General features: G+C 57.9%; 24 protein-coding genes, 1 tRNA gene and 2 pseudogenes. 14 read left to right on the plus strand and 13 right to left on the minus strand.

From position 1 onward, the window contains the following. Positions 1 to 4 precede the first annotated feature (4 nt). The 12 genes from ruvA (at position 5) to ACYP2Q_RS28295 (ending at position 8,876) form a co-directional block, all read left to right on the plus strand. Entirely contained in the window at positions 5 to 613 is a 609-nt protein-coding gene (gene ruvA, locus ACYP2Q_RS28240; RefSeq protein WP_046818808.1) for a Holliday junction branch migration protein RuvA, read from the plus strand. Beyond that, a complete protein-coding gene (ruvB, locus tag ACYP2Q_RS28245) occupies positions 614 to 1,675 on the plus strand; it encodes a Holliday junction branch migration DNA helicase RuvB (protein ID WP_046818807.1) in 1,062 nt (353 codons plus the stop codon). A gap of 127 nt (positions 1,676 to 1,802) precedes the next feature. Next, positions 1,803 to 2,270: a tol-pal system-associated acyl-CoA thioesterase gene (ybgC, locus tag ACYP2Q_RS28250; protein ID WP_459733478.1), complete on the plus strand. Its 468-nt coding sequence runs from the start codon at positions 1,803 to 1,805 to the stop codon at positions 2,268 to 2,270. Beyond that, on the plus strand, positions 2,260 to 2,955 hold the full coding sequence (tolQ, locus tag ACYP2Q_RS28255) for a protein TolQ (protein ID WP_007995636.1): 696 nt from the start codon (positions 2,260 to 2,262) through the stop codon (positions 2,953 to 2,955). The genes ybgC and tolQ overlap by 11 nt, the downstream gene beginning before the upstream one ends. Before the next feature lie 24 nt (positions 2,956 to 2,979). Beyond that, positions 2,980 to 3,432, plus strand: a complete 453-nt coding sequence (tolR, locus tag ACYP2Q_RS28260; RefSeq protein WP_162135951.1) for a protein TolR — start codon at positions 2,980 to 2,982, stop codon at positions 3,430 to 3,432. After that, entirely contained in the window at positions 3,432 to 4,529 is a 1,098-nt protein-coding gene (tolA, locus tag ACYP2Q_RS28265; protein WP_077185284.1) for a cell envelope integrity protein TolA, read from the plus strand. The genes tolR and tolA overlap by 1 nt, the downstream gene beginning before the upstream one ends. A gap of 17 nt (positions 4,530 to 4,546) precedes the next feature. Then, complete coding sequence (gene tolB, locus ACYP2Q_RS28270; protein ID WP_459733493.1) at positions 4,547 to 5,827, plus strand: Tol-Pal system beta propeller repeat protein TolB; 1,281 nt, start codon at positions 4,547 to 4,549, stop codon at positions 5,825 to 5,827. A 52-nt stretch (positions 5,828 to 5,879) separates the two neighbouring features. Beyond that, the gene (gene pal, locus ACYP2Q_RS28275; protein ID WP_003178634.1) at positions 5,880 to 6,377 is read left to right on the plus strand and encodes a peptidoglycan-associated lipoprotein Pal; all 498 of its coding nucleotides are present in this window, start codon (positions 5,880 to 5,882) and stop codon (positions 6,375 to 6,377) included. A gap of 6 nt (positions 6,378 to 6,383) precedes the next feature. Next, positions 6,384 to 7,229, plus strand: a complete 846-nt coding sequence (gene ybgF, locus ACYP2Q_RS28280; RefSeq protein ID WP_459733479.1) for a tol-pal system protein YbgF — start codon at positions 6,384 to 6,386, stop codon at positions 7,227 to 7,229. A 166-nt stretch (positions 7,230 to 7,395) separates the two neighbouring features. Beyond that, positions 7,396 to 8,043, plus strand: a complete 648-nt coding sequence (queE, locus tag ACYP2Q_RS28285; RefSeq protein WP_056726033.1) for a 7-carboxy-7-deazaguanine synthase QueE — start codon at positions 7,396 to 7,398, stop codon at positions 8,041 to 8,043. Between the two features lies 1 nt (position 8,044). Then, positions 8,045 to 8,737 carry a 7-cyano-7-deazaguanine synthase QueC gene (gene queC / locus ACYP2Q_RS28290; protein WP_459733480.1) on the plus strand — a complete coding sequence of 231 codons (693 nt, stop codon included), beginning with the start codon at positions 8,045 to 8,047 and terminating at the stop codon, positions 8,735 to 8,737. 63 nt (positions 8,738 to 8,800) lie between these two features. Further along, a tRNA-Lys gene (locus ACYP2Q_RS28295) sits at positions 8,801 to 8,876 on the plus strand. A 128-nt stretch (positions 8,877 to 9,004) separates the two neighbouring features. Here ACYP2Q_RS28295 and ACYP2Q_RS28300 read toward each other — a convergent pair. The 8 genes from ACYP2Q_RS28300 to ACYP2Q_RS28335 form a co-directional block, all read right to left on the minus strand. Further along, complete coding sequence (locus ACYP2Q_RS28300; protein WP_459733481.1) at positions 9,005 to 10,285, minus strand: MFS transporter; 1,281 nt, start codon at positions 10,283 to 10,285, stop codon at positions 9,005 to 9,007. Then, positions 10,282 to 12,606 (minus strand): lantibiotic dehydratase, encoded by a 2,325-nt coding sequence (locus ACYP2Q_RS28305; protein ID WP_459733482.1) that lies wholly within the window; start codon positions 12,604 to 12,606, stop codon positions 10,282 to 10,284. Before ACYP2Q_RS28305 ends, ACYP2Q_RS28300 begins: the two co-directional genes overlap by 4 nt. Before the next feature lie 123 nt (positions 12,607 to 12,729). Next, on the minus strand, positions 12,730 to 13,536 hold the full coding sequence (locus ACYP2Q_RS28310) for a hypothetical protein (RefSeq protein WP_459733483.1): 807 nt from the start codon (positions 13,534 to 13,536) through the stop codon (positions 12,730 to 12,732). After that, positions 13,526 to 14,407 (minus strand): MbnB/TglH/ChrH family RiPP precursor modification enzyme, encoded by an 882-nt coding sequence (locus ACYP2Q_RS28315; protein ID WP_459733484.1) that lies wholly within the window; start codon positions 14,405 to 14,407, stop codon positions 13,526 to 13,528. Before ACYP2Q_RS28315 ends, ACYP2Q_RS28310 begins: the two co-directional genes overlap by 11 nt. A gap of 97 nt (positions 14,408 to 14,504) precedes the next feature. Continuing rightward, complete coding sequence (gene tglA / locus ACYP2Q_RS28320) at positions 14,505 to 14,660, minus strand: 3-thiaglutamate biosynthesis pearlin carrier peptide TglA (RefSeq protein WP_459733485.1); 156 nt, start codon at positions 14,658 to 14,660, stop codon at positions 14,505 to 14,507. Positions 14,661 to 14,670: 10 nt separating this feature from the next. Beyond that, positions 14,671 to 15,816, minus strand: a complete 1,146-nt coding sequence (locus ACYP2Q_RS28325) for a M50 family metallopeptidase (RefSeq protein ID WP_459733486.1) — start codon at positions 15,814 to 15,816, stop codon at positions 14,671 to 14,673. Continuing rightward, on the minus strand, positions 15,813 to 16,730 hold the full coding sequence (locus tag ACYP2Q_RS28330) for a class I SAM-dependent methyltransferase (protein WP_459733487.1): 918 nt from the start codon (positions 16,728 to 16,730) through the stop codon (positions 15,813 to 15,815). The genes ACYP2Q_RS28325 and ACYP2Q_RS28330 overlap by 4 nt, the downstream gene beginning before the upstream one ends. 13 nt (positions 16,731 to 16,743) lie before the next feature. After that, a complete protein-coding gene (locus ACYP2Q_RS28335; RefSeq protein WP_459733488.1) occupies positions 16,744 to 17,490 on the minus strand; it encodes a methyltransferase domain-containing protein in 747 nt (248 codons plus the stop codon). A 286-nt stretch (positions 17,491 to 17,776) separates the two neighbouring features. Here ACYP2Q_RS28335 and ACYP2Q_RS28340 point away from each other — a divergent pair. Both ACYP2Q_RS28340 and nadA read left to right on the plus strand, forming a co-directional pair. Then, positions 17,777 to 17,959: pseudogene (locus tag ACYP2Q_RS28340) on the plus strand (IS5/IS1182 family transposase); the annotation flags it as partial. Positions 17,960 to 18,596: 637 nt separating this feature from the next. Continuing rightward, positions 18,597 to 19,655: a quinolinate synthase NadA gene (gene nadA / locus ACYP2Q_RS28345; RefSeq protein WP_188265289.1), complete on the plus strand. Its 1,059-nt coding sequence runs from the start codon at positions 18,597 to 18,599 to the stop codon at positions 19,653 to 19,655. Between the two features lie 46 nt (positions 19,656 to 19,701). Here nadA and ACYP2Q_RS28350 read toward each other — a convergent pair whose 3' ends face one another. The 5 genes and pseudogenes from ACYP2Q_RS28350 to ACYP2Q_RS28370 form a co-directional block, all read right to left on the minus strand. Further along, complete coding sequence (locus ACYP2Q_RS28350) at positions 19,702 to 20,190, minus strand: RDD family protein (protein ID WP_046818799.1); 489 nt, start codon at positions 20,188 to 20,190, stop codon at positions 19,702 to 19,704. 95 nt (positions 20,191 to 20,285) lie between these two features. Next, positions 20,286 to 20,498 carry a cold-shock protein gene (locus ACYP2Q_RS28355; RefSeq protein ID WP_007977299.1) on the minus strand — a complete coding sequence of 71 codons (213 nt, stop codon included), beginning with the start codon at positions 20,496 to 20,498 and terminating at the stop codon, positions 20,286 to 20,288. 402 nt (positions 20,499 to 20,900) lie between these two features. Next, positions 20,901 to 22,025, minus strand: a complete 1,125-nt coding sequence (gene gcvT / locus ACYP2Q_RS28360; protein WP_459733489.1) for a glycine cleavage system aminomethyltransferase GcvT — start codon at positions 22,023 to 22,025, stop codon at positions 20,901 to 20,903. A 36-nt stretch (positions 22,026 to 22,061) separates the two neighbouring features. Next, positions 22,062 to 23,438: an L-serine ammonia-lyase gene (locus tag ACYP2Q_RS28365; protein ID WP_459733490.1), complete on the minus strand. Its 1,377-nt coding sequence runs from the start codon at positions 23,436 to 23,438 to the stop codon at positions 22,062 to 22,064. Positions 23,439 to 23,639: 201 nt separating this feature from the next. Next, positions 23,640 to 24,430 (minus strand): annotated as a pseudogene (locus ACYP2Q_RS28370) (glycine dehydrogenase (aminomethyl-transferring)); the annotation flags it as partial.

Below are 24,430 nucleotides of genomic sequence, written 5' to 3' on the forward strand. Positions count from 1 at the left end.
TAACGTGATTGGACGCTTGCGCGGCACTCTGGCTGAGAAACAGCCGCCGCACCTGATTCTGGATGTAAATGGCCTGGGGTATGAGCTTGAAGTGCCCATGACCACGCTTTATCGCTTGCCGTCGGTCGGTGAACCGCTGACGCTGCACACCCATCTGGTCGTACGCGAAGACGCGCAGTTACTCTATGGCTTTGTCGGCAAGCGTGAGCGAGACTTTTTTCGCGAACTGATCCGTCTCAATGGTGTAGGGCCGAAACTGGCCCTGGCCTTGATGTCGAGCCTGGAAGTCGACGAGCTGGTGCGTTGCGTGCAGTCCCAGGATACCTCGGCGCTGACCAAGGTGCCTGGCGTGGGCAAGAAAACCGCTGAACGCCTGTTGGTGGAACTCAAGGATCGCTTCAAGGCCTGGGAAACCGTGCCGGCCATGTTTGCCCTGGTGCCGAACCAGCCGGACGGGCCAGCGCCGGTCAATAGCGCCGAAAACGACGCGGTTAGCGCGCTGATCTCCCTGGGCTACAAGCCGCAGGAAGCCAGCAAGGCGATTTCCGCGATCAAGGAGAAAGGCTTGAGCAGCGAAGACCTGATTCGTCGTGCCCTGAAGGGAATGATCTAAGTGATTGAAGCTGACCGTCTGATCGCCGCCACGGGCGCGCCCCGTGATCGCGAGGAAGTCCAGGACCGGGCGATACGCCCCGTCAGCCTGGCCGAGTACATTGGCCAGCCGACCGTTCGCGAGCAGATGGAGCTGTTCATCCAGGCTGCCCGCGGGCGAAACGAGTCCCTGGACCATACGTTGATCTTCGGCCCGCCGGGCTTGGGCAAGACCACCCTTGCCAATATCATCGCCCAGGAAATGGGTGTGTCGATCAAGAGCACTTCGGGGCCGGTCCTTGAGCGTCCTGGCGACCTGGCGGCGCTCCTGACCAACCTTGAACCCCACGACGTGCTGTTCATCGATGAAATCCATCGCTTGTCGCCGATTGTCGAGGAAGTGCTGTATCCGGCCATGGAGGATTTCCAGCTCGACATCATGATCGGTGAAGGGCCGGCCGCGCGGTCGATCAAGCTCGATCTGCCGCCGTTCACCCTGGTCGGTGCGACCACGCGGGCGGGGATGCTGACCAACCCGTTGCGTGACCGTTTCGGCATCGTCCAGCGCCTGGAGTTCTACAGCACAGCCGACCTGTCGACGATTGTCAGTCGTTCGGCGAACATCCTCGGCCTGCCGCTGGACCCGGAAGGCGCCTTCGAAATCGCTCGGCGTGCCCGCGGCACTCCGCGAATCGCCAACCGCTTGCTGCGCCGGGTTCGGGATTTCGCCGAAGTGCGCGCCAAAGGCCACATCACCAAGCCGATTGCCGACCTGGCCCTGAACCTGCTGGATGTCGACGAGCGTGGCTTCGATCATCAGGACCGACGTCTGTTGCTGACCATGATCGAGAAGTTCGATGGTGGGCCGGTGGGGGTAGACAGCCTGGCCGCGGCGATCAGCGAAGAACGTCACACCATTGAAGATGTGCTGGAGCCGTACCTGATCCAGCAGGGCTACATCATGCGCACGCCGCGCGGCCGGGTCGTGACACGGCACGCGTACCTGCATTTTGGTTTAAACATTCCGTCACGATTGGGCGAAATGCCCGTGGTAGACGAGTTCCTTGATGCCGTGGACGATTAATTAACGTTGCGAGCTGATTTTTTCGGGCAATGTGTGGTCCCAGGACCGTACTTTTGCGCGAAAGCCGCAGAACATTGAAAAACAGTTGCCTGGCCGGATTGGCAACCCGAGGAGTAAGCACTAGAGTATGCGCGCGCAAAACGGGCTTGAGCCTTTCGCACATCGTTGTCGCGTTTATTACGAGGACACCGATGCGGGCGGCATCGTGTATTACGTCAATTACCTCAAGTTTATGGAACGGGCTCGAACCGAGCGGCTACGAGAGTTGGGCTTTGCCCAATCTACGCTTGCCGGGGAGGACCTGTTGTTCGTCGTGCATTCCAGCGAAGCGCGCTACCACGCGCCGGCGCGACTGGATGACGAGCTGCTGGTAAGCGCTGAAGTAATCGAATTGAACCGTGCCAGCCTGCGCTTCAAACAGCAGGTCAGGCGGGCTACGGATGATGCGCTGCTCTGCGAAGGGCAGTTTTTGGTGGCCTGTGTGCGCACTGACAGTTTGAAACCCCGGGCCATTCCCGAAGCTCTACGAGCGGCCTTTGCCGCCGTGAGCGGCGCGGGTACACACTCAAAGCAGGAGATAAAGCGTGGAAGCTAACGTCGTCGACCATTCCTCCATGTGGAGCCTGGTCAGCAATGCCAGTATCGTGGTGCAACTGGTAATGCTGACCCTGGTAGCCGCATCGGTGACCTCATGGATCATGATCTTTCAGCGCAGCAACCTGCTGCGTGCCGGTCGACGCGCCCTGGAGAGCTTCGAGGAGCGCTTCTGGTCGGGTATCGACCTGTCCAAACTCTACCGTCAGGCGGGTAGCAACCCGGACCCGGACTCGGGTGTCGAGCAGATCTTCCGCGCCGGCTTCAAGGAATTCTCCCGTCTGCGCCAGCAGCCTGGGGTCGATCCCGAGGCGGTCATGGAAGGTGTGGCCCGTGCCATGCGCGTAGCCATCTCCCGTGAAGAAGAGAAGCTTGAGCAGAGCCTGCCGTTCCTCGCCACTGTCGGTTCCGTGAGCCCGTATATCGGTCTGTTCGGTACGGTCTGGGGCATCATGAACTCCTTCCGTGGCCTGGCAACTGCCCAGCAAGCGACCCTGGCCACCGTGGCTCCGGGTATCGCTGAAGCCTTGATCGCCACCGCGATCGGCCTGTTCGCGGCCATTCCAGCCGTTATCGCTTACAACCGTTTTGCTGCTCGCAGCGAAACCTTGCTGGGCCGTTACTACACCTTCGCCGATGAATTCCAGGCGATCCTGCACCGCAAAGTGCACACCAGCGAAGAATAAGCAGGTAATTTCCCGATGGCTTTAATCGCTCGAGCTCGCAAAAAGCGCAAGCCGGTCGCCGAGATGAACGTGGTGCCCTACATCGACGTGATGTTGGTGCTGCTGGTCATCTTCATGGTGACCGCGCCAATGCTCAATCAGGGCGTGAAAGTTGATCTGCCCAAGGTTTCCAGTGAGGCCTTGCCGCAGGACAACAACACCCAGGTCCTGACCATTTCGATCAAATCCGACAAGACCTATTACTGGAACCTTGGCAGCGAAGTCGACACCGAGAAGCAGCAGGACAGGGCCATGACCCTGCCGCAAATGACTGATGCGGTGACCAAGATCATTCGCGTGGGCAACGAAGGCGGCAAGCGCACCCAGGTGTTCATCCGCGGTGACAAGAGTGTCGACTACGGCTCCGTCATGGGCGCCATGGGCGGGTTGCAGAAAGCCGGCGTCGGTAATGTTGGCTTGATTACCGAGGCGCCCTGATGCAGCAACAGCGAGAGCCGTCCGCCTCGGAAAGCTACTTCTGGCCTAGTGTCTGGGCGATTGGCTTGCACGTGCTGGTGTTCGGCATGCTGTTTGTCAGTTTTGCCTTCACCCCGGAGCTGCCGCCGGCCAAGCCGATTGTCCAGGCGACCCTGTACCAGCTGAAATCGAAAAGTCAGGCAACCACCCAGACCAATCAGAAGATTGCGGGTGAGGCGAAGAAATCCGCCGCGCGCCAGACCGAAGTCGAGCAGTTGGAACAGAAGAAGGTCGAGCAGGAAGCGATAAAGGCTGCGGAACAAAAGAAAGAAGACGCGGCTCAAAAGGCCGAGGAAGCCAAGAAGGCCGACGAGTCGAAGAAAGCGGAAGAGGCGAAAAAGGCTGATGAGGCCAAGAAGGCTGATGAAGCCAAGAAAGCCGATGAAGCGAAGAAGACCGCCGAAGCCAAGAAGGCAGAAGAGAAACAATTGGCTGATATAGCCAAGAAGAAAGCGGAAGAAGAAGCCAAGAAGGCTGCTGAAGAAGAGGCCAAGAAAGCGGCCGCTGAAGAAGCGAAGAAAAAGATCGTCGAAGACGCGAAAAAGAAAGCCGCCGAAGACGCCAAGAAGAAAGCTGAAGCTGAAGAGGCGAAGAAGAAAGTCGCCGAAGAAGCGAAGAAGAAAGCTGCTGCCGATGCTGCGAAGAAGAAATCGCAGGATGCGGCGCGTAAATCCGCCGAAGACAAAAAGGCCCAGGCCCTGGCAGATTTGCTTTCCGATACGCCGCAGCGTCAGCAGGCCTTGGCCGATGAGCAGGGTGACGAAGTCGCCGGCAGTTTCGACGACCTGATTCGAGTGCGTGCAGCGGAAGGCTGGGCTCGTCCACCTTCGGCCCGCAAAGGCATGACGGTTCAGCTGCAAATCGGCATGTTGCCGGACGGTACGGTGACTTCGGTCAAGGTGCTCAAGTCCAGTGGCGACGGTCCGTTTGACGCTTCAGCCGTAGCGGCAGTGAAGAATATTGGACGTTTGACAGAAATGCAGGGAATGAAGCCGAGCGATTTTGCTCCGTATCGTTCATTCAAGATGACATTCACACCTGAGGATCTAGCCCCGTGAGAAACCTCCTTCGAGGAATGCTCGTCGTGATCTGCTGCATGGCAGGGATCGCGATGGCAGATGAGAAAAACATTCTGGTCACCAGCGGCAGCGATCGGGCCACCCCGATCGCGGTCGTGCCGTTTGGCAACCAGGGCGGCAGCGTGCTGCCGGACGACATGGCGGAAATCATCGGTAACGACCTGCGTAACTCGGGTTACTACTCGCCGATTCCAAAGCAGAACATGATCAGCCAGCCTAGCCAGGCCAGCGAAATCATCTTCCGTGACTTCAAGGCGCTGGGCGCACAGTACGTGATGGTCGGCAGCATTGCGCCAGCGGGCGGTCGCCTGCAGGTTCAATACGCCCTGTTCAACGTCGCCACCGAGCAGCAAGTGCTGACCGGCAGCGTGTCGGGCAGCGTCGATCAGTTGCGCGACATGTCGCACTACATCGCCGACCAGTCGTTCGAAAAGCTCACCGGTATCAAGGGTGCGTTCTCGACTCGCCTGCTGTACGTGACGGCCGAGCGCTTCTCCGAAAAGAACACCCGTTACACGCTGCAGCGTTCGGACTATGACGGCGCCCGTGCCGTGACCCTGCTGCAATCGCGCGAGCCGATCCTGTCGCCGCGCTTCGCACCCGATGGCAAGCGTATCGCCTACGTCTCGTTCGAGCAGAAGCGTCCGCGCATTTTCATGCAGAACATCGACACCGGTCGCCGTGAGCAGATCACCAACTTCGAAGGCCTGAACGGCGCGCCAGCCTGGTCGCCGGATGGCAATCGCCTGGCGTTCGTACTGTCGAAAGACGGCAACCCGGACATCTATGTGATGAACCTGGGCTCGCGTCAGATCAGTCGCGTCACCAACGGTCCTGGCATCAACACCGAACCGTTCTGGGGCAAGGATGGCTCGACCATCTACTTCACTTCCGATCGTGGCGGCAAGCCGCAGATCTACAAGACCAGTGTGGGCGGCGGCGGTGCCGAACGAGTGACTTTCGTCGGTAACTACAACGCCAACCCTAAACTGTCGGCTGATGAAAAGACGCTTGTCATGATTCACCGTCAGGATGGCTTCACCAATTTCAAGGTGGCGGCCCAGGATTTGCAACGCGGTAGCGTAAAAATCCTCACTGATAGCACTCTGGACGAGTCGCCCACTGTCGCGCCCAACGGCACCATGGTAATCTACGCCACCCGCCAGCAGGGCCGGGGAGTCTTGATGCTCGTGTCTATCAATGGACGCGTAAGGCTCCCGCTTCCTACCGCTCAAGGCGAAGTCAGAGAACCTTCCTGGTCCCCTTACCTGAACTGACGCGGCGCTATACGTTTTACTTAACACACTGGGGTTCATTAGGAGTTTCACGATGGAAATGCTGAAGTTTGGTAAATTTGCTGCGCTGGCACTGGCCATGGCTGTAGCTGTAGGTTGCTCGTCCAAAGGCGGCGACAATGCCGGTGAAGGCGCGGTAGATCCAAACGCTGGTTATGGCGCAAACACTGGTGCAGTTGACGGCTCCCTGAGCGAAGAAGCTGCACTGCGCGCTATCACTACTTTCTACTTCGAATACGACAGTTCGGACCTGAAGCCAGAAGCCATGCGCGCTCTGGACGTTCACGCCAAAGACCTGAAAGCAAACGGCGCTCGCGTTGTTCTGGAAGGCAACACCGACGAACGTGGTACTCGTGAGTACAACATGGCACTGGGCGAGCGTCGTGCGAAAGCCGTTCAGCGCTACCTGGTACTGCAAGGTGTTTCCCCAGCTCAGCTGGAACTGGTTTCCTACGGCGAAGAGCGTCCAGTTGCTACCGGCAACGACGAGCAGTCCTGGGCTCAAAACCGTCGCGTCGAACTGCGTAAGTAATTCGTCATGCGAACGTGCCGTCGTGCTGTAACTGTTCTGGCTCTCAGTCTCGCGCCGCTTGCGGCGTGGGCTGCGGTTCCTGTGGTCGAAAACGACTCCGGCTATAACAATAGCGGGATCAGTAATCCGCCTGCAGGTTACGGTACGAACGGCGCCTATGCCGGGGGAGGGGTTTCGACCCCTGTCTCGGCACAGGGCCAGCTGTTCAACCAACTGCAACAAATGCAGGAGCAGATCTCGCGCCAACAGGGTGTGATTGAAGAACTGCAAAATGATGTATCGCGCATGAAGCAGGAAAGCCTGGAGCGATACCAGGATCTTGATCGGCGTATAGGGACCGGCGTTGCACCAGCCGCGACTCCTGAAAATTCTTCCACCGGTGGCGACTTGAACGCCCCCGGTGCAGCAGCTGGCGCAGCTGCAGGTGCAGGAGCGGCAGCCGCTCAAGCACCCGCCGCGGGTAGCGAGCCTGCGGATCCGGCGAAGGAAAAGCTCTATTACGATGCGGCCTTCGACCTGATCAAAGCCAAGGATTTCGACAAGGCCAGCCAGGCTTTTGCCGCATTCCTGCGCAAATACCCGAACAGCCAGTACGCAGGCAATGCCCAGTACTGGTTGGGCGAAGTGAACCTGGCCAAAGGCGACCTGCAAGGTGCAGGTCAGGCCTTTGCCAAGGTTTCGCAGCTGTATCCCAAGCACGCCAAAGTGCCTGACTCGCTGTACAAGCTCGCTGACGTAGAGCGCCGCCTGGGTCATCCCGACAAGGTAAAAGGCATTCTGCAGCAAGTTGTGTCCCAGTATCCGGGCACTTCCGCCGCTCAGTTGGCCCAGCGTGATCTGCAGAAAATGTAAGGGCCGCTTGACCCTTTCGAAGAAACCCGCGCTTGTCGCGGGTTTTTTCGTTAGAATTCACGCCCTTTTTATGAAACACGCTTTTTGGGGCCTGCGCATTGCCGGGGCTCCTTGAAGTGCCTGACGGAGGCGGACAGCCTGTTTAGCTGTTACGCCCGTGGCGACTATGCAAGACACATTGAGAATTACCGAAGTTTTCTACTCGTTGCAGGGTGAAACGCGGACTGCTGGCCTGCCCACTGTTTTTGTGCGCCTGACCGGTTGCCCCCTGCGTTGCCAGTACTGCGACAGCGCCTACGCCTTCACTGGCGGGACCATCCGTACCCTCGACGATATCCTCGAGCAGGTCGCCGGCTTTCGTCCGCGCTACGTCTGCGTCACGGGCGGCGAGCCCCTGGCCCAGCCCAATGCCATTCCACTGCTCAAGCGCCTGTGCGACGCCGGTTATGAAGTGTCACTGGAAACCAGTGGCTCGATTGATATCTCGGCGGTAGATTCCCGGGTCAGTCGCGTTGTCGACCTGAAGACTCCAGGCTCGAAGGAAGCGCATCGCAACCGCTACGAAAACATCGAACTGCTGACGCCCAACGATCAGGTGAAGTTTGTCATCTGCTCGCGGGAAGACTATGACTGGTCCGTGTCCAAGCTGATCCAGTACGGTCTGGACAAGCGCGCCGGTGAAGTCCTGTTCTCGCCAAGCCACCATGATCTCAATGCACGAGACCTGGCGGACTGGGTGGTGGCGGACAACCTGCCAGTGCGTCTGCAATTGCAGTTGCATAAATATCTTTGGAATGACGAGCCGGGGCGCTGAAATGACTGAACCACTCAACACTGCTGGAAAACGTGCGGTCATCCTGTTGTCCGGTGGCCTGGACTCGGCAACCGTCGTGGCCATGGCCCGCGCCGAAGGCTACAGCTGCTTCACCATGAGCTTCGACTACGGCCAGCGTTCCCACGCTGAGCTATACGCTGCAGAGCGTGTCGCACGCGACCTGGGTGTGGTCGAGCACAAGGTCATCGGTCTGAACCTGAACGGCATGGGCGGCTCGGCGCTGACTGATAGCAGCATCGATATCCCGGAAGAGCTGGGCGAGGGCATTCCGGTGACCTACGTGCCTGCGCGTAACACGGTGTTCCTGTCCCTGGCGCTGGGCTGGGCAGAAGTGCTCGGCGCGCGAGACATCTTCATCGGCGTCAACGCGGTGGATTACTCCGGTTACCCGGACTGCCGACCCGAGTTCATCGAGTCTTTCGAGCGCATGGCCAATCTGGCGACCAAGGCCGGCGTAGAAGGCAATGGCTTCCGCATTCAAGCTCCACTGCAAAACCTCAGCAAGGCGCAGATTGTCCAGGCTGGCGTGAAGCTGGGTGTGAATTACGGCCTGACCGTTTCCTGCTACCAGGCCGACGATAACGGCCGTGCCTGCGGCAAGTGCGACAGCTGCCGCCTGCGCGCAGAAGGCTTTGCGGCGGCCGGAATCAGCGACCCAACACCTTATTTTTGATTTTTTTCAAAATAGGTGTTGAATAGTCCTTAAAAATCAGTATTATACGCGCCACCACACAGCGGGTCGTTAGCTCAGTTGGTAGAGCAGTTGGCTTTTAACCAATTGGTCGTAGGTTCGAATCCCACACGACCCACCATTTTTGGCGGTTTAGAAAATCCGGAAGGCCCACGCAAGTGAGGATTTCCGGGTTTTTTTTTGCCTGCGATTTGTGCTGGCGGGTCTGGAGGGTAGGCTTTCGCTAAGGTGAAAATAGCTGCCTGGGTTTTACCGTGTCGCCGCGGTTTTCAATTCCCACGGTTTAAAACTCAGCCACAACATCACCCCCGGTACCTGCAACGCAATCATCACCCCCAGCGACCATTGATAAGCCTCCACCGGATGCCCTTTCCCGGATGCAGGCCACAGGTTCAGAATTTCTCCCATCAACCATTGCAAGACAAAAGCCAACACGAACACCACCAGGTTGAACGACGAACTGACCCGTCCGGCCAGTTCAGGGGATACCGACTGAGCCACGATCGCGTAGTTCATGGTGGTGGAAGTGCCGAAGAAGCTGAACCCCATAGCAATCAATAGCGGCGATACGGGTAGTCCGCTGATCATCAGTGATTGAAATACGATGAAGATTGAAACCCCGACACCGCACACCATTATCGGCTGCACACCAAAGCGCCGCAGGTAGTCGGTGATCCAGCCGAAGGCCAGCGAGCCTGCCACCATCGCCACGGTACCCCAGAGCAAGGTATTGGCCATGCCGGACTCGTTCAGCTGGGCAACATCGCGTAGCCAAGGCCCCATCCATAGCGACAGCACTGACATGTAAATCGCATGGGCAAATACCGAGTACAACGCCAGTCGCCAGAAAACCCATGAGGAATAAAGCTTCCCCACTGCCTTGGACATATCGCCGAGAGTGGTGTGTTTGGGATTGTAGGTGCGCGGCACGCTCCGATGAATGACTACGCAGACGAAAAAAGTCAGCAGCGCCAGAATCAAGAACGCTTCACGCCATGTGATCCACTTGAGCAGTTCATGCAGCGGCGTGGTGGACGCCATTGCGCCCAAGCCGCCCACCGATAACAGGCATGCTGTACTCAGTGGCAAGCGTTCGGCAGGCAGCCAGATGGCGCACGCCTTGATCGCACTCATCAGCGAACCGGCAACACCTAGACCAATCAGGCCGCGACCAATGATCAGGCCCAGCTCGGTCTGGGAGAAGCTGAAAATCAGCGAGCCCAACACGGCGAACAGCAACATGGGAGCCTGCACGCTACGTGGTCCGTAGCGGTCGAGCATGACACCCAGCGGAATTTGCGCCGCGGCGAAAGTCAGAAAGTACACGCCGGTCAACAAGCCGAGGCTACTGGCGGGCAGGTGCAGTTCCCGTTCCAGATCCACGTAGATCAAGGCGTTGACCGTGCGAAACAGATACGAAACAAAATGCCCGAGGCCAAATGGGATGAATATGGTCAAAAACAAGTACAAAAACGAGTGTTTGGCTTCCTGATCGGCTTTGGTGCAAGAGTCTATGTTCTCATTGCTCATGTCGCAGGCGTCTCGCATGTGGAAAAGGATGTGCGTATTTCACAGCAGAAACGACCCCGCTCTTCTTCAAGCCAAAGCTCATCGGGGCACGGTCGCATTTCCGAGAACTTTGCGTGACCCGCGTTCTTCAGGGCGTTGCTGATGCCGTCGAAGGACAACGGGTTATCGAAGTCGAGGAACAGCGGTTTGGGTTCGGTATCGATCTTGATGAAGGCATAACGGGGCAAGCCATGATCGGCGGCCCAGGCACGCCATTGCAGAGTGTGTTCAAGCTCGTCGACCGAGCCCTTCGGCTCTGGCAGGCGATCTCTGGTGAATAGCCAGGAAGCGCGCTTGTAGAGGGTACGACCCAACCAGATACGTCGGTGCTCGTGTTTGGCCACGGCACTACCGGCCAGGGCGAAGCCCAGCCGATGCATAGCGGTGGAATACACACACAGCAAGTCTTCGCTGAACTCCCCCAGGGCGTCGACCACTTGCAGGCGACCATTCACTCGCAGCACTTTTGCCCTACCGGCGGCAAACTGCTGGTTCGCCGCGACACAACCGCCACCAGAAGGCAGTACCAGTTGCAAGTAAGAGGGCTGCAGCGGCCAGTCTATGTGCGAGCGTTGATAACTGTCGGGCGAGTCCGCCAGTATCAGGCGAGGGCGCTGGAAAATCGCCTCTACCTGTTGGTTTATCTGCGTATTGAACGGTCCGAACGGCGCGGCAACGGGCTGGCTCAGCGTATGGACTGCCGGATGCACTTCACCCACGATGATTTCGTAATCGCCACGATTGAACGCCGCCACCGACGCGCTGGAAAGCAGGATATCCGGAGAGTGATAGTCACTGCCAAAGACCTCAAAGCCGGCGACCTCCAGATCGGCGTTCAACAGGGCGATCAGGCGTTCTATGTCCGCCGCACAAAGATGCACCTCAGGATGCGCTGGGAAGTCCTGCAGTAGATGCGTCCAGGCCGTTTCCAGGCGCTGATCGAGGTCGAGGATGATGCGCGCTTCCAGTGCCGGAAACAGAGGAGCAAGCGTGCTGATCAGGTCGAGAAAATCGACCGGCTGCCCGGGATTATCAGCATGGCGCTGTTCCCAGACCTCGATGAAAGCCTCATTGAGTTGATGCGCGATGGCTTTGATCAGCCACTGATTGATGCGCATCAGCGGCGCCAGCTCTTCGTTGACTTGACTGAGCACGGCTTGGCCGAGGCTGATGTCCATGTTTCTCGAACAATCCTCGTACACCGGGTAACGGCCGACATACATGGCGCCGGGTTCTCGGCTGAGGTCGACCCCAGCCTCGGCTAGCAGCTGGTTCAAGCCCTCCAGGCATTCGGCCCGGCGCAGCAGGTCGCCGTGGGCGTAGTCACGGCGCAAACCTTCCAGTGCTTCAAGGCGCGATTGCCAGACCTGGCTGAACCTTTCGGATGCCCCTGCGTTGGCCAGGCAGTGTTGTAGTCGCACGATTGGATTACGCTCACGAGGGGACATTTGCCAGCCTCGGTGCACGATCCGTTTGCTCACAAGGTGTTCCAGTAGATCGTGCAATGTGCTGGCCGCGACCTCCGAGCAGGCGCTCAACACCCCGGCAAACGTTGGTTCTCGACCCTGTTGGTCACTAATGTAGTGCAGTACCTGTGCGGTTTGCGGGTTGAGGTGCTGGCTTTTGCCAATCGGCATGAACAGGGTCTGTTCGTTCAGGTAACAACCGGTATTGAGCTGCAAGGGCATGCGGTCGGTGTCTGGACACTGCAGGTTGATCTGTTCTACCAGCCGCTGTACCACCCAATTTTCGAAGAAGATGCGGCGATCCTTGATCCACGCCGTGTCGCCCTGAGTTAGCCGTATATGGTCCGTCTGGCGGTCATCGAACCGGCCCCAGGCCAAAGGTCCGAAAAAACTTGAGGTATCGTTCTTGGCGCAGAAACGTTGCGCGTAGCTCCAGCCTAAACGCAGCTTCTGCTTTTTGCGGGTGTCGTTTCTGTTGTGCCGGTCCCTGACCAGTTCACGGATGCGTGCCATCGCCGACGGGTTGGATATGAACAAGGCCTCGGCCACCGCTTCATCATCCAGGAAGTCGATCAGCCCTTGGCGGGCGCTCTCCAGATAGGCGTCGTATTCCTGTGCGGCCTCTTCACACGCCGAAGTTCGCTCCAACAAACCGTTCCAGCGCTGCAAAGCCTCGGCCAAGCATTCGCGCAACACTTCCGGCAGGTCGGAGGACTGCAGGACTTGGTCCTCGTTGAGTTTGCGGATGAATTTTCGGCAGGCCTGGGGTGAATGCGAGTTGACCTCTTCAAGTAACGTTGCTTTCTGAGCCTGCAATGAGCGGAAGTCTTGTTCAAAGGCGCGGCACGATGGCAGCTCAGCGAATCGGCCCAAACTCGTCAAGTGATGAATGGGGAAACCGGTCGATCGCAGCCAAAAGTACTGTGAGCTTTCCATGTTCTAGACCGGCATCCTGATTGCGTTGAGTTGATGCAGTTTACCGAGCAGTGCTAGGTCTTCGCCGCTGGGTTGCGCGGCGGCTGTGGAGCTCAGCATTTGCATTAAGGTGACTTGTGACTGCGGTTGCTCCAGGCATCGGTAGAGCTGCGCCGCACGCGGGCCTATCAGCGTAAATTTGTGGCGGGCCTCACGGTTGGGCAAATACACCAGGATGTGTTGGCTCGTTTCCTCAGGGCTGCTACGCCCCAGCAGGCTTTTATCACGCAACCAGTGCGACAGCGCATAACGGCTCTGGTAAATGCGTGCACCGTCAGTGCGCTGATAATATCCCGGCATTACGTCGCTAGTTTCTACCAGTCCGGTGTAGAGGCGCACACATTCGCGCTCAAGCCCCATCAGGTCGCGAATCTGCGGATAGTCAGCGAGTTCCTGGCGTTCGAGCAAAAAGCCCAGCGCCGAATCGCAATAGCCATAAACCCTTGGCCCGTAGTCGAACCACTCTTGTTGACGCAGGAATGCCGTGGACAATGTCGGTAGATCCAGGCCGATGTTGAGCAGTGCTCGCAAAGTCAATGGGGCGCCGGTTTCCAGCGCATTGATAAAGGAATTGGACAAGCGGAACTGATAGTTTTCGACGAACCATTTCACCCTTTCAAACTGACTGGCATAGGCGTGCAGAATCACCCGCTCGTCATTGGGAAAGTGTTGCAGCCATTGAGTCGCGCCCTGAGCCTCATACAACTGCTTCTGCAGTGTTTCATCGCGTAGCAGGCGTCGCCATAGCTTCCAGACCAGCTCAGCATCCATGCATCAGCTCCTGTACCGGTTTTGTGTAGTGGTTCCAGATTTTCTGTGCGCGCCGCACATCGGTGACGATCATGTGTTCGTCATTGGCGTCCATCACTCGTGTCAGTGCGTGGTGAGCCTGTCCCTGGTATTCCAGGATGATCGCCGAGGGTTGGGTACGTGACATGAGTTCCTGGTACAGATCCCAAACAGGTTCGGGTACACACGCGTCATGCCAGTCGTGGTAAAGCCCCTCGTGCCAACTGCCGCCGGCCAGATGCACCGAGATCACCTTGTCCAATGGCAAGGTGTCGAGGTAGTCGCGTAAGTCGAAGCTTTTCAGGTTCAGGTGATTGGTGTAGATGTTGTGCAAATCCAGGTGCAAAAAGGTGCCGGACTTCTGCACGAGCCGGGCCAGAAACTCGGCTTCACGCATTTCCGCGCCCGGACATTGCAGATAATAGGCGGCGTTCTCATGGGCCAGCGGTGTCCCGTAATGTGCCTGCAACGTTTTCGCGCGTTCGGCGCAGCGCAGCACCTCGGCATTGGAAAACTGCAGCGGGCTGCTCCAGATATCCAGCCAGGAGTTGTCGCCGTAAAAACAATGGTTGGCGACCCATGGGCTGTTCAACATCTTGGCTAGGGGTACGTGGCGTTGCACGGCGGCGGTTTCTTCAAGAGAGCTGAAACCAAAGTCGCAACCGTAATTGGAATGCGCCAGCAGCGTGAATTTCTGAGCCAGCCGGTTGATCATCGCCTGGGCCGCGGGCCTGATAATCTGCGGGCCATCCATGGGGGCCATGATGTTGTCGAGCAGTATTTCTAGCACATCGACTTCGATTTCCTCAAATGGAAACCAGTCGAGGATCTCGGGGTTGTACTGGATACCCACACCAATCGGTTCGGGCTTAACGAAATGAGCCATGTGGTTGCCCAGTCAGAGGAAGATGGCGGCTCCCTCGGCGTAAAGCCGAGGAAGCGCGGAACGATCAGGCGAAAACTTTGCTTTCGATGATTTCGATATCGTCGAGGTCGAATTCCTCGAACGGCGTATCGTTGAGGGCTTGCGGCGCGACGCTGCTAGCGGATTCGGTGGTGAGTTCATCGGTGTTGGCGATAGCTGGGGTCATTGTAGATTGAGTCATGACACTGTCCTTACGGGTGGTTGAAAAGGCGAATCAGGGTGGCCGAGGTGAAATACCAGGCGATTATCCAGCCCAGGCAGGTCAACAGGAATGTGCTCCAGTAGAGCTTGCGCAATGCAGGGGAAACCGTTTCCAGCGGCGCGGTGCGCCAATGCCGCTTTACATAGTTGAATGCACGCTGGCGCAGGCGCGGTTGTCCGAGAGCTTCTGTAATCGCCAGGTACGTGTCACCATTAAAAATGGGCAGCAGCGTCGGTACGAGGGAAACTAACGAAGCCACGATCATCACTACAAAAAGAGCAGGCAAACCCCCTTGGGAGTCACGGAACATTGCCCACAGGACAATGCCCACACCTGCATACAGAAGACTGACCAAGGGGCCGGCCAGAATGGTGATCACTCGTTGGTTCAGCGGCAGCCGCGACCACTGCGCCTGCACCGGATGTACCCACCCGGTAGCCAGCAACAAGTAAATGCCGATTCCGAAATCGTTGACCTTGACCCCATAGTGACGACAGGCCATCGCGTGCCCCAGTTCGTGAAGGGCGATGGAAGTCAAAATGACCGGGAAGTGCCAGAGCAACCAGCGGTAACTTTGGATATATGTGTCGCCAGCATCGGTCATGAACGTGCCGAAGTGCGCGCCCAGGTACACGAAGCTCGCCAGGGCCAGCGCCAGCACCGGCAAAATGAATGCCGCGCGGCAGCACCAGGGCGCCAACCGGTAAATATGATCGAGCAGTGGCTGCGGGTTGGTTTTCACCAGGTTAATCAGCAGATGCTCTTTCAGCGGGCCGTAGGTGATGCCTGTGGCGGGGTCGCGGAGGTCCTTTTTATGCGCGGTTTGCTCGCTGCTCAGCAGTTTCAGGTTGAGCAATCTGCGCTCAAATTGCGCAAGCTTCTCAGGGTTGACCTTGATTCGATGCTGCGCAAGGGCGGCGTCGGCAATATCGTTCAGGCTTCGCTGGCCATCGAAGAGCAAAGCAAGTGAGTACTCGGCCATGCCCAGTTCAAAGCCCATATCATTGCGGGGGTCGTAGAGGTTGTGGCGCCGCATAACCGAATCGGCTGGGGGCGGGGTCACGATCAAGTCATCCCTGAAGCATGAGTGGGTTTTCACCCTCGATTTTTCGAGGGCCCAGGCCGAGGCACTCATGCGCGGGCTCGCAACGCGTGCAGGCTGGGCATATAAGACTCCTGAAGTGCCTTGCGACCCTGGGCCTTAGTATTTTCGAGGTGTTCGGTGACAGGTTGAGCACAGACTCGCCCTAGCACGAACACCGCTCCTGGCCGAGTAGGCCCGCACACGGGCTCATGGGTGGTCCGGATCGGTTCCCAACCATGCACGCGCATCAAGTACTCAATGCTGCTGGCACTCAAGTAACGGCGATGGTTATGGGTTAGAAACCCTTGTTCAATGCCGTAACCCAGCGCGCGACCTTCAATCAACAGCAACCCATCTTCAGCACTCGCCAGTCGGCAAAGTTGCATGACTCGGTTGACATCATGAACATGTTCCAACGAACCATTGATGATGATCAGGTTGTAATCACCACTGGAGCTCATACGTTCGGCACCCACCAGGTCGATGCCCAGGCCGATGTTTTTGCCGTATTCCACGTAGGCCCGATCGGGATCATTGCCTCTTACTATCCAGCCCCGTTTCGCGAAGGGAATCATCAGGCCGCCGGCGGAACAGCCGACGTCAAGCATTTTGCCTTTGGCGGGAAGCACATCTTGCAAGTACCGGTATAGGTGTTCGCCGCGGTGTACTTGGTCCAAAAAGAACGCGCGCTCAGGTCCCGTATTACCGAACAGATTCAGGCGGTAGTATTTGTCGTAGTAAGCGTCGTAGAAAGCTTGATCGAACCGGTATTGCTGGAAAATATGGCCGCAGTCCTGGCAACCGAGCACCGGCAATGCCACGGTTTGGTCACCGGGCCCCTGGACACTTTCCAGCAAAACCCAATGGTCTTTGGAATTGCACAACTCACAATTCATTTTCTGCGCGCGAAACGTGTCTGGGATCTGCAAAAGTTGTAAGTATTGTTGTTCTATAGTTGTGCTCACGATCACGTCCTAGTTACTTGATGCAGAAAAATCCTTCAAAGCAAATATATTTGAAAATACTGGTTATATCCTTGAAGCCGGCACGAGATAACATGTCTATATTGCCGGCCGTGGAAAAAGGCTCAAGTACACCTTTCAAGCTTCTGGTTTTCGCCAGAATTTCATCGGCGCTATAGCCTTGGTCCCGCTTATAATCTACATACAGACTGCTAATGATGTCTTGAAAGCGTGCGTCTGGGCCACGTACTTTTTCAAACATGATAAAAGTACCACCCCAGTTCAAGGACTCATAGATCCGATCGAACAAGGCTTGGCGAATACATGGGTGCACAAATTGGATAGTGTAATACGCAACTATCAGATCGCTTTTTTCATAGGGGAAACTCAGAATGTCATCGGTAATGAAACTGACGTTATGCTGCGGCGATGCGCCCAAAAGCTCATTCGCCTTGCGGGTCATGGCTTCTTCCACATCAATGCCCACCCACTTCGTCGATGCGCTATGGCGCTGTGCAAGTTGCCGAGTTAGGGTGCCGGTGGAACTGCCAAGTTCGTAGCAGGTGCTATCGTTTTTTACAAAAAAGTCGCTGAGCGACAGCACGATATCGTGCCCATCCTTGTATCTGGGTACGGATTTCGATACGTGGGAGTCAAAGTGCTCAGGTGTCGTACCTCCGAAACTCCACGAGGCATTACTGGACTCTACACCATCACCAACGGTTTCATAGCGAGTGCCAAGAGAGGTCGTTAGGGCAGACATGTATGTCAAATCCATATCCGATAGTATTGGTGCACGTTAGTGCGACTGAGTGTTCTGTTCAAGTAGAGGCTAGCCAGTTCTAATCAGTGTGTCATTATTATATTTGTAGGAAAGAAATGTTTGTTTTGTAGGGGGTTTCCCAAGGTATGACATGTAGACGAATTGCGTAGAGGCTTTTGTGATCTGCTACTGTTTCGTCAAAGAATTTAACACCTTGGTATTGTTGAAGGGGCCGTCAGGATTCGGCTGGTACAACCAGTGCTGAGGCGGAAAAAATCAAGGGCACGCCGACTGTCCGCTAAAAGCGCTAGGTACCGAGGCTGGGCGCCGATATGTCTACCGTCACGAAGAGGCTTTCGAGCGAATGCAGATTCATTCTGAAATGATGGTCAACCGAAGATCCACTGTGGAGTATCCTTTTGATAATCTAAAGCAGTGGTTGTATGGCGGCGCTCGCTTTTTGCTGCGACTGTTCGACCTACGCGCACCCGCTTCGGGAAGAGCTCATGGAAAGATGACGGATGATGGCAAGGGCAGCAGGGGGCTTTCGATTGGACGGCTGTTGGTACTCCAACCGGTGGCAGGTATGCCCAAGGATGCGGCGTTACGAAACACCACAACCGCCGGAGTGATGCAGTTTAGAACGGTTGATTCATCGTGTTCTGAAGTCTTTCGCACACCGATTGTTCGATTATTTGTGCGTCTGCCGATCTTTGTAGGCCGGCATCACGTAGGCAGGTACAACCATCCGTCGGAAGGTGCAGGGCAGACTCTTCAGCTGATCACTGATGTCGTTTGAAGTGACCAGAGACACATCCTGGTCTGCTGTGTTGGATATGATTCGAAGCGGTTTTAAAGTCTGGAAGAGCCCACGCAAGTGAGGGTTTCCATATTTTGTTGCCTGCGATTTAACTCAGCCCTATTCCTGGGCTGCCCTGCAGGGCGGTCAGAATCATCTTTTGCATCCACCGGATATTCTGTAGCCTTGCGCAGCTTCAACGCTGTCCGTGCCTGATCAATACTCACTTTCCCGGCGGTACCCTGATGGGTCCGGAGCCGGGTGTATACTCGACTTTCGCGCTTAAGCGCCTGCAGGTCTTGCGAACATGACGCAGATTTCCGAACGCCTTCTGGTTCAAGCCCACCTCGACGCCAAACAGCCCAAGCCGCTGACCGCCGACGAGGAGGCTTACTACCGTGCCGCCATCGCCGCCGAGCTCAAGGCTCAGGACGCGGTGCTGGTGGCTCACTTCTATTGCGACCCGGTTATTCAGGCCCTGGCCGAAGAAACCGGAGGCTGTGTCTCCGATTCGCTGGAGATGGCTCGCTTCGGCAATGCCCATCCGGCCAAGACCGTGGTGGTCGCCGGGGTTAAGTTCATGGGCGAGACGGCCAAGATCCTCAACCCCGAAAAACGCATCCTGATGCCGACCCTGGAAGCGACCTGCTCGCTGGACCTCGGTTGCCCGGTGGATGAGTTCTCAGCGTTCTGCGACCAGCATCCAGAGCGTACGGTGGTGGTTTACGCCAACACCTCGGCAGCAGTCAAAGCCCGGGCGGACTGGGTGGTGACGTCCAGCTGCGCGCTGGAAATTGTCGAAAGCCTGATGGATAACGGCGAAACCATCATCTGGGGCCCCGACAAACACCTGGGCACCTACATTCAGCGTCAGACCGGTGCCGACATGCTGCTGTGGGACGGTGCCTGCATCGTTCACGAAGAGTTCAAGTCCAAGCAGCTCGAAGACATGAAGGCGCTGTATCCGGATGCGGCGATCCTGGTGCACCCGGAGTCGCCAACCTCGGTGATCGAGCTGGCGGATGCCGTCGGCTCCACCAGTCAGTTGATCGCGGCGGCGCAGAGCCTGCCGAACAAGACCCTGATTGTCGCCACCGACCGCGGTATCTTCTACAAGATGCAGCAGTTGTGCCCGGACAAGGTCTTTATCGAAGCGCCAACGGCCGGTAACGGCGCGGCATGCCGCAGTTGCGCGCATTGCCCCTGGATGGCGATGAACACCCTTGAGCGCACGCTCAAGAGCTTGAAGGAGGGGGCGAACGAGATCTTTGTTGATCCGGCGTTGATTCCGCAGGCTATTCGGCCGTTGAAGCGGATGCTCGACTTTACCCAGGCGGCGCGGATGAAGCTGGCCGGGAACGCCTGAGATCTATCAGGCAGGTCGCTTAAAACTGTGGGCGGGCTTGGCTCAATTATTTGGTTTTCTTCGGGATCCGCACCAGCTGGGTATTGGAATACATGTCATGCCAGCTGCGTTTCTGCTTGTCGAACAGCGACCAGAAGAACCCCAGGCCCACGCACAGCAGCGACGCGATCGACACCACAAAGCGCAGCAGCGCCTGCCACAGGCTGATGGACGAGCCATCGGCATTCTGAACGCGCACGCCCCACACCTGCATGCCCAGGGTCTGGCCGGAGTAGGTCCAGAACTTGGCGAAGAAGCCAAACAGCACGAACAGCAGCACCGTCGACAGCAACGGATCGCCGTCCAACGCGCCGGCTTCGGTGAGGGTGCGCATTTTCTCTTCGCCGATGATCGCCATCTGGATCATCTTGTAGACGCCGCTGGTGACGATCAGCAGGGCGGTGCACAGCAGGAAGTCATAGAACATCGCTGCCAGGCGACGACCCAGGCCGACGGCGGGGAAGTCGCCCTGGGGTTTGAGCAGGTGTTTCGACATGGCAGCCTCTGGGCTCAAAAAGAAGCCATTTTACGGATTTACGCGCACAAAAAAGCCCCTGATGTCAGCATCAGGGGCTTTTTCGTTACAGAAGATTAAGCTTCTGCTTGTACTTCGTCAGCCTGCATGCCTTTCTGGCCCTGCACGGCGATGAAAGTCACTTTCTGGCCTTCTTTCAGGCTCTTGAAGCCGTTGCCCTGGATGGCGCGGAAATGCACGAACAGATCCGGACCGCTTTCAGGCGTGATAAAACCAAAACCTTTCTCGTCGTTAAACCACTTGACGGTACCGCTCTGACGTTGGGACATTTCTTATTTCCTTTGACGCAAAAAATTAATGACAGTCTCTTTCTCATGAAAGAGTACTGGGGCTGGTTGCAGGAGAGTAAGAAGACGTCGAACGGGATGTAGCTAACTTGTAGGCTACTGCCCAGGTCACGATTCCAAGCGACCCATGCAAACACAGTGAACAAACTCTACGCCAACTACGGGAGAAAAAACAAGCCCTCTGGAAGGCCCGGATTTGCTCAGGTTGCTGGCACCCCTGACAACTAGCCTGGGCTTATGCACTGACGGTGTTCAAATGTTTTCGATCGTTATAAGCAAAGTTCATAATCGAAGCTTAGAGCCAAACGATGCACTATTTTATGGCGGTTGCGTTACACATTAGTGCAGTGTAAGCGCAACCGCGTTACTTATAGGAACAGTCAATCAGCCGCGATAGTAGCGTTGTGGAACAAATGGCATTTTGCTTACAAGCAAAGCCACCTTTTTCCCACGGACGATGGCCCATACCGGCGTGTCTAGGGCGATGTACGCGCTGTCGAGGTAACCCATGGCCAGAGGGCCGCCCAGGGTCGGTCCGAAGCCGCCGCTGCACACGCTGCCGATGATCTCGCCGGCCTCGTTGACGATTTCGGCGCCTTCGCGCACCGGGGTACGTTCCTGCGGTAGCAGGCCGACACGCTTGCGGGTAACACCGCCCTGTTGTTGGGCGAATACGTTTTCCGCACCCGGGAAGCCGCCGGCACGCGCGCCGTCGGCACGACGCGGCTTGGAGATGGCCCACAGGAGGCTGGCTTCGATCGGGGTGGTGTCGGTGTTCATGTCATGGCCGTACAGGCACAGACCGGCTTCCAGGCGCAGGGAGTCGCGCGCGCCGAGGCCGATGGCCGCCACTTCAGGCTCGGCCAGCAGGGCCCGCGCCAGGGCTTCGGCGCTGGCGGCCGGTACCGAGATTTCGTAACCGTCTTCACCGGTGTAACCCGAGCGGCTGACAAAGCAGTCCACACCCAGCAGTTGCACGCGGGCGAACTGCATGAAGGTCATCTTCGCCACTTCTGGTGCCAGACGCGCCAGCACGGTCACGGCGGCCGGACCTTGCAGGGCGAGCAGGGCGCGTTCTTCGAACAGCGGCTCGATGCTGCACTGGTCGCCAATGTGCTTGCGCAGGTGGGCCAGGTCCTGGTCCTTGCACGCGGCGTTGACCACCAGGAACAGTTCGTCGTTACCCAGGTTGGCGACCATCAGGTCGTCGAGGATCCCACCGCTCTCGTTGGTGAACATCGCGTAGCGCTGCATGCCCACTGGCAGGTCGATGATGTCCACCGGTACCAGGGTTTCCAGGGCCTTGGCGGCATTGGTGCCGGTCAGGCGGATCTGGCCCATGTGCGAGACATCGAACAGGCCGGCCTGCTCGCGGGTGTGCTGGTGTTCTTTCATCACGCCCAGCGGGTATTGCACCGGCATGTCATAGCCGGCGAACGGCACCATGCGCGCGCCCAGTTCGATGTGCAGGGCGTGCAACGGGGTTTTCAACAGTTGTTCGGTGGACATATTCAACTCCTGGAGAAGTGTGCAGATGAGCGCGCATCAGCACTCGATAATGTTGACCGCCAAACCGCCACGGGCGGTTTCCTTGTATTTGCTTTTCATGTCGGCGCCGGTCTGGCGCATGGTGCGGATGACCTTGTCGAGGGACACGAAGTGCTGCCCGTCGCCCCGCATGGCCATGCGCACGGCATTGATGGCCTTGACCGAACCCATTGCGTTGCGTTCGATGCAAGGGACTTGCACCAGCCCGCCAATCGGGTCGCAGGTCAGGCCAAGGTTGTGTTCCATGCCGATTTCCGCGGCGTTTTCCACTTGCTGCACGGTGCCGCCCAGCACTTCGCACAGGGCGCCCGCGGCCATGGAGCAGGCCACGCCGACTTCGCCCTGGCAGCCGACTTCGGCGCCGGAGATCGAGGCGTTTTCCTTGTACAGGATGCCGATGGCCGCGGCGGTCAGCAGGAAGCGCACCACCCCGTCATCGTTCGCGCCGGGGATGAAGCGCATGTAGTAATGCAGCACCGCCGGGATGATCCCGGCCGCGCCGTTGGTCGGGGCTGTCACCACGCGCCCGCCGTTGGCGTTTTCTTCGTTGACCGCCAGGGCGTACAGGTTGACCCAGTCCAGTACCGACAGGGGGTCGCGCAGTGACGATTCGGGGTTTTTACACAGCTGCCGATGCAGCGCGGCTGCCCGACGCTTGACCTTCAGGCCACCGGGCAGGATGCCTTCGTTGCGGCAGCCGGCGGCGACGCAGTCCTGCATCACCTGCCAGATTTTCAGCAGGCCGGCGCGGGTTTCCGCTTCCGGGCGCCAGGCACTTTCGTTGGTCAGCATCACCTGGCTGATGGACAGGCCATAGGTGGTGCAGTGGCTGAGCAGGTCCTTGGCGCTTTTGAACGGGAAGGTCAGGGGGGTGGCGTCTTCGACGATACGGTCGGCGCCGGCGGCGTCTTCATCGACCACAAAACCACCGCCCACCGAATAATACTCGCGGCTGCGGATTTGCAGACCTGCCGCGTCGAACGCGCGAAAGATCATGCCGTTGGGGTGATAGGCCAAGGGCTTGCGAATCATCGCCAGATTTTCTTTCTCATTGAACGCAATGCTGTGTTCGCCGAGCAGGTTCAGGCGACCATTGCCGCGAATCGCTTGCAGACGGGCGGCGACGGTTTCGGTGTCCACGGTGTCCGGGTGTTCGCCTTCCAGGCCGAGCAGCACAGCCTTGTCGCTGCCGTGGCCCTTGCCGGTGGCGCCGAGTGAGCCGTACAGCTCGACCTTGACGCAGGAGGTGGCTTGCAGCAGCCCTTCACGGCGCAATCCTTCGGCGAAACGCGCAGCCGCGCGCATCGGGCCGACGGTGTGGGAGCTGGAGGGGCCGATGCCAATCTTGAACAGGTCGAACACGCTTAACGACATGGTTGTTCTCCGGTTTCTTGTTATAGGAATTGGCGAGAATCTTTTGACGGAATGCGGTCCTGTAGGAGCTGGCTTGCCAGCGATGACGGTGTGTCAGGCAACATGTGTGTCGGCTGATCCTGCGCAATCGCTGGCAAGCCAGCTCCTACAGGGGTGCGGTGTTCTGGAAAGTGGGGGCAGGCGAACCCGCCCCCTATTCGTTTAAGCGTAGCTTTCGATCGACGGGCAGGCGCAGACCAGGTTGCGATCGCCGAAGACGTTGTCGACACGACCGACCGGCGGCCAGTATTTGCCTTCGATCAGCGACGCTACCGGATAAACGGCTTGCTCGCGGCTGTACGGGTGAGTCCACTCACCGACCAATTCCGCCGCGGTATGCGGAGCGTTCTTCAGCGGGTTGTCGTCCTTGTCCAGCGTGCCGTTTTCCACCGCGCGGATTTCTTCGCGGATGCGGATCATGGCGTCGCAGAAGCGGTCCAGCTCTTCCCTGGATTCGCTCTCGGTCGGCTCGATCATCAAGGTGCCGGCCACCGGGAAGGACATGGTCGGGGCGTGGAAACCGAAGTCGATCAGGCGCTTGGCGACGTCATCGACGCTGATGCCGCTGCTGTCTTTGAGCGGACGCAGGTCGAGGATGCACTCGTGCGCCACCAGGCCGTTGCTGCCGGTGTACAGCACTGGATAGTGCTCTTCCAGGCGACGGGAAATGTAGTTGGCGTTGAGGATCGCCAGCTGCGAAGCGCGCTTGAGACCGGCGCCACCCATCATGCGAATGTACATCCAGGTGATCGGCAAAATGCTCGCGCTGCCGAACGGTGCGGCGCAGACCGCGCCTTCCTTGCGTGCCATGTGCGCGTGGCCCGGGAGGAACGGGGTCAGGTGCGATTTCACGCCAATCGGGCCGACGCCCGGGCCGCCACCGCCGTGGGGGATGCAGAAGGTCTTGTGCAGGTTCAGGTGCGACACGTCGCCGCCGAACTTGCCCGGGGCGC

The sequence above is a fragment of the Pseudomonas sp. MHK4 genome, assembly GCF_054600775.1.

Coding starts and splice junctions, on each gene's coding strand:
- tolA (WP_077185284.1), top strand. CDS start 3,432: ATGCAGCAACAGCGAGAGCCGTCCGCCTCGGAAAGCTACTTCTGGCCT.
- gcvT (WP_459733489.1), bottom strand. CDS start 22,025: ATGTCCACCGAACAACTGTTGAAAACCCCGTTGCACGCCCTGCACATC.
- queE (WP_056726033.1), top strand. CDS start 7,396: ATGCAAGACACATTGAGAATTACCGAAGTTTTCTACTCGTTGCAGGGT.
- tglA (WP_459733485.1), bottom strand. CDS start 14,660: ATGACTCAATCTACAATGACCCCAGCTATCGCCAACACCGATGAACTC.
- ybgF (WP_459733479.1), top strand. CDS start 6,384: ATGCGAACGTGCCGTCGTGCTGTAACTGTTCTGGCTCTCAGTCTCGCG.
- ACYP2Q_RS28350 (WP_046818799.1), bottom strand. CDS start 20,190: ATGTCGAAACACCTGCTCAAACCCCAGGGCGACTTCCCCGCCGTCGGC.
- ACYP2Q_RS28310 (WP_459733483.1), bottom strand. CDS start 13,536: ATGGATGCTGAGCTGGTCTGGAAGCTATGGCGACGCCTGCTACGCGAT.
- ACYP2Q_RS28365 (WP_459733490.1), bottom strand. CDS start 23,438: ATGTCGTTAAGCGTGTTCGACCTGTTCAAGATTGGCATCGGCCCCTCC.
- ybgC (WP_459733478.1), top strand. CDS start 1,803: ATGCGCGCGCAAAACGGGCTTGAGCCTTTCGCACATCGTTGTCGCGTT.
- ACYP2Q_RS28300 (WP_459733481.1), bottom strand. CDS start 10,285: ATGAGCAATGAGAACATAGACTCTTGCACCAAAGCCGATCAGGAAGCC.
- pal (WP_003178634.1), top strand. CDS start 5,880: ATGGAAATGCTGAAGTTTGGTAAATTTGCTGCGCTGGCACTGGCCATG.
- tolB (WP_459733493.1), top strand. CDS start 4,547: ATGCTCGTCGTGATCTGCTGCATGGCAGGGATCGCGATGGCAGATGAG.
- nadA (WP_188265289.1), top strand. CDS start 18,597: ATGACGCAGATTTCCGAACGCCTTCTGGTTCAAGCCCACCTCGACGCC.
- ACYP2Q_RS28355 (WP_007977299.1), bottom strand. CDS start 20,498: ATGTCCCAACGTCAGAGCGGTACCGTCAAGTGGTTTAACGACGAGAAA.
- queC (WP_459733480.1), top strand. CDS start 8,045: ATGACTGAACCACTCAACACTGCTGGAAAACGTGCGGTCATCCTGTTG.
- ACYP2Q_RS28325 (WP_459733486.1), bottom strand. CDS start 15,816: ATGAGTGCCTCGGCCTGGGCCCTCGAAAAATCGAGGGTGAAAACCCAC.
- ACYP2Q_RS28335 (WP_459733488.1), bottom strand. CDS start 17,490: ATGTCTGCCCTAACGACCTCTCTTGGCACTCGCTATGAAACCGTTGGT.